We start from the raw sequence: 3,558 nt of genomic DNA on the forward strand, positions 1-3,558 counted from the left end.
TGCTCGCGGATTTCGAGCGCGCGCACGGCCTGCGCTGGCTGGCTTTGCGCTATTTCAATGCCGCCGGCGACGATTTTGATGGCGAGATCGGCGAGGACCATGATCCGGAAACGCGCCTCGTGCCGCGCGCCCTCGAAGCCGCCTCGGGCGGAAGGCCGCTGACGGTTTTCGGCATCGATTATCCCACCCCCGACGGCACCTGCATTCGCGACTATATCCACGTCGTCGATCTGGCCGATGCGCATCTGCGCGCGCTCGCGGCCCTCGATTCCGGCATCGCTTCGCAGCCGCTCAATCTCGGCGCCGGTCGCGGCATCTCCGTGCGCGAGATCATCGCCATGGTCGAGGCCGTAACGGGTCAGACCGTCAATCTGGACTGCGGGCCGCGCCGTCCCGGCGACCCGCCGGAACTCGTTGCCGATGCGCGGCGCGCGAGAAATCTTCTCGGCTGGGCGGCGCATTACAGCGATGCGCTACGCATCGTGGAAAGCGCCTGGGCCTGGCATTGCCGCAAGCGCGAGCGGATCAGTTGAATGCGGAATTGCTGCGCCCGCGCAGCTGGCAGGACGCCGTGCGACCGAAACCGCTCGGCGTGCAGACATAAGGCGCACGTCCAAGGGGACGGCGCCCGATACCCGATCGCGTGCGCGCGCGCTCCTGATTACCGAACAGCGGCGCCGTGTTGCGCTCCGCCTGCTGCATGGCTGTCGCGGAGACCCGGTCATTGGCGGAGGCTGCGGCGGTGAAGGCGGGCACCGATGTGAGAATCACGCAGCCCAGAAGCGCGAGGCAGGCGAGTGATGCCCGGAGTGGTCCTGCGGAAGGCGCAGGGCGACGGCGCCGGTGAAATACCGTATCAAAAGCAGTCATACAGATGAATCCTCTCCGTAATTTCCAGCGAAGCTGTGTCGTGGACGTTACGGCAGGAACGACCGCCCCCGGCATTCCTACCCCAGACAGCAGAATGTACTTTCCCGCTGCAGAATATATTCAGCCCGCAATTCCTTAACGAAACGTAACCTGACCCACAAGCCGTAGATTCTCGGCTTCCACAGCCTGAACAATCTGCGTAAACCGGTAAAGTCTTACCACAAATGGCGCAACGCGCCGACAGCGCGGTCGAGGCCGAGCCGGTCTCTGAGGATCGTATGCCACCTGACAAAGTGGCCATGCAGAGCGATGACAAGGTATGCCGCATCTGGTCCCACAGCGCGCTCGCGAAACCTGCCGCACACGATATCGAACTCTGGATGCTGATCCATTCGGATCTGCGCCACACCGCATGTATCCGCGCCATTACCGCGTATCTGCACCGAAGCGCGGCAATTACGGCGCGTTTGAGTGACAGATGGCGCTGATCGACGGGCGAACGCGTGTTGATCCGTCATGCATCAAAAGCACGTGAGATGGCGACCCCGGCTGGATGCTCCTCCTTGGAGCCCTCAAAGCTTTATCATCCTTGATTCCCTAGAGATCCCTTGCCATATCTGTGGGGATAAGCTGTAGGGAATTAGGGGAAACCAGGCCTCTAGCGGAGCTAGCGCCATGTACCTCACTCTCCGTCACCGCACTTGGTGGGCTTTCCATGATATCCCGCCATCCCTCAGGGAAGCCATGGGAGGCCGCAAGCGTCTCTCCAAGTCCCTGCAAACACCCGACAGACGGGAAGCCCAGAGGAGAGCCCAGAGCCTCTGGGTTCTCAATTGGTCCAAGAGGATCGATGAGGCTCGCAAGGGATCGCCGGGTTACATAGAGCGTGACGCATCCTTCTATCGTGATCTTCTTCGAGGAGCAGAGAGCGAGGAGGGGCGACAGGCCGTCCTATCCCAGATCGAAGACACTGCCACAGAGAGGTACCATGAGGGGCTTGCAAGGCGCGGCGTCAAGGATGAGCGGGAGGTTCCTGAGCATGTCACCATCCCTGAGCTTAAGGAATCCCAGCGATTCGTGGGAGTCGCTACCGGGAAGCTCACACCCTTCCTCGACCATGTGTCAGATTGGCTAGACTCGCTAGACAATAACGAAAAGACCAAGGACTTGAAGCGAACCACCGTCACCCAGTTCTCTGAGGCCTTCCCGTATTGACCTGCCCCTGAACTTTCATCCAGTAGCGACTGGAGTCTCCGCTGTTTCTGATACGCCAATCGGCGCGTCGTGGGCAACAGGCTCGGAGAGGAGCTGGCCGGGATTGCGCAGCGGCGAGCCTGTTGCGGTGAGACCGGCCGCGAACGCTGCCGGGGTTGTGTAGCCGAGCGAGGAATGGGGCCGTACCTCATTGTAGTCGGTGACCCATTCGGTGATGAGGCTGCGGGCATGCGCCAGCCCGAGAAACAGGGTCTCGTTGAGGAGTTCGTCCCGCATGCGGCCATTGAAGCTCTCGCAGAAGCCGTTCTGCATCGGCTTTCCAGGCTCGATGTAGTGCCATTCGACGCTGGCACCCTTCGCCCAGGCGAGGATCGCGTTCGAGGTGAACTCGGTGCCATGATCCGAAACGATCATGCCGGGCTTGCCACGCCGCCTGACCAGATCCGTGAGTTCACGTGCCACCCGCCGGCCCGAGATCGAGGTGTCGGGGACCGCCGCCAGGCATTCGCGTGTCACGTCATCGACGATGTTGAGAACGCGGAATCTCCGCCCGCAGGCGAACTGGTCATGCACGAAGTCGAGCGACCAGCGGGCGTTGGCTTTCGCCTCGACGAGGATCGGCGCCCGGGTTCCGACAGCCCGGCGACGCGCCCGGCGCTTGCGCACGGTCAGCCCTTCTTCCCGGTATATGCGGTAGATCCGGTTGATCCCCGATGCTTCCCCTTCGCCGCGCAACAGGACGAACAGCCGCCGGTAGCCGTAGCGTCGCCGTTGGCTGGCGAGATCGCGCAGCTTCTTCCTCAGTTCCAGCTCGGGAGGCCGCCGGGATCGGTAGCGGATCGTGGTGCGAACAGCGGCGACGATGGTGCAGGCCCGCCGCTCCGACAGGCTCATCTTGGCCTGCAGATGCGCGACGGCTTCGCGCTCGCAGACAAGTTTAGGCAGTCTGCGCAGGCTTGACTGCAGCGGGCCCTACCATTTTTTTGACAGGAGCTCGCGAAGTGCCGCCGCATCCAGCATCTGCTCGGCCAGAAGCTTCTTCAGCCTGGCATTCTCGTCCTCGAGCGACTTCAATCGCTTCGCGCCCGACACATCCATGCCGCCGAACCTGGCCTTCCAGTTGTAAAACGTCGCATCCGAGATTCCGTGTCGGCGGCACAGGTCGGCAACCTTCGCACCCGCCTCCTGCTCCCGCAGCACCCCGATGATCTGCTCTTCCGTAAACCGCTTCCACTTCATCTGTCCGTCCTTCAATGAGGCTCGGACCCTAATCGCTGATGGAGGAAATTTCCCGGGGCAGGTCAAGACTTGGTGGGCTCGCCACTTGACGCAAGCAGGTAATGGACGGGATGGTGTCGGTGTTTTCCGGCGAGGCCGAAGCTGCGGAGGCGAGCCGGGAGGCCGACGTCGAGAAGCTCCACGCCAAGATCGGCCAGCTCGTGGTGGAACGCGATTTTTTTGGCGAAAGCCTTC

General features: G+C 62.2%; 4 protein-coding genes and 2 pseudogenes. 4 read left to right on the forward strand and 2 right to left on the reverse strand.

Going from position 1 to position 3,558, the window contains the following annotated elements; genetic code table 11:
- A partial coding sequence (locus VKP01_RS10420; protein ID WP_324412079.1) for an NAD-dependent epimerase/dehydratase family protein occupies positions 1-533 on the forward strand: 533 nt, incomplete at its 5' end.
- Here the strand turns inward: VKP01_RS10420 and VKP01_RS10425 are convergent.
- A complete protein-coding gene (locus tag VKP01_RS10425; protein ID WP_324412080.1) occupies positions 526-870 on the reverse strand; it encodes a hypothetical protein in 345 nt (114 codons plus the stop codon). The genes VKP01_RS10420 and VKP01_RS10425 overlap by 8 nt on opposite strands.
- Before the next feature lie 224 nt (positions 871-1,094).
- On the opposite strand from VKP01_RS10425, the gene VKP01_RS10430 reads away from it, so the two are divergent.
- Positions 1,095-1,358 carry a hypothetical protein gene (locus VKP01_RS10430; protein ID WP_324412081.1) on the forward strand — a complete coding sequence of 88 codons (264 nt, stop codon included), beginning with the start codon at positions 1,095-1,097 and terminating at the stop codon, positions 1,356-1,358.
- A gap of 187 nt (positions 1,359-1,545) precedes the next feature.
- Positions 1,546-2,085, forward strand: a complete 540-nt coding sequence (locus tag VKP01_RS10435) for a DUF6538 domain-containing protein (protein ID WP_324412082.1) — start codon at positions 1,546-1,548, stop codon at positions 2,083-2,085.
- A gap of 15 nt (positions 2,086-2,100) precedes the next feature.
- Here the strand turns inward: VKP01_RS10435 and VKP01_RS10440 are convergent.
- Positions 2,101-3,324, reverse strand: a pseudogene (locus VKP01_RS10440) (IS3 family transposase).
- Positions 3,325-3,413: 89 nt separating this feature from the next.
- On the opposite strand from VKP01_RS10440, the pseudogene VKP01_RS10445 reads away from it, so the two are divergent.
- Positions 3,414-3,558 (forward strand): annotated as a pseudogene (locus VKP01_RS10445) (IS3 family transposase); the annotation flags it as partial.

The sequence above is a fragment of the Saliniramus sp. genome, assembly GCF_035311605.1.
Taxonomy (GTDB): Bacteria; Pseudomonadota; Alphaproteobacteria; order Rhizobiales; family Beijerinckiaceae; genus Saliniramus.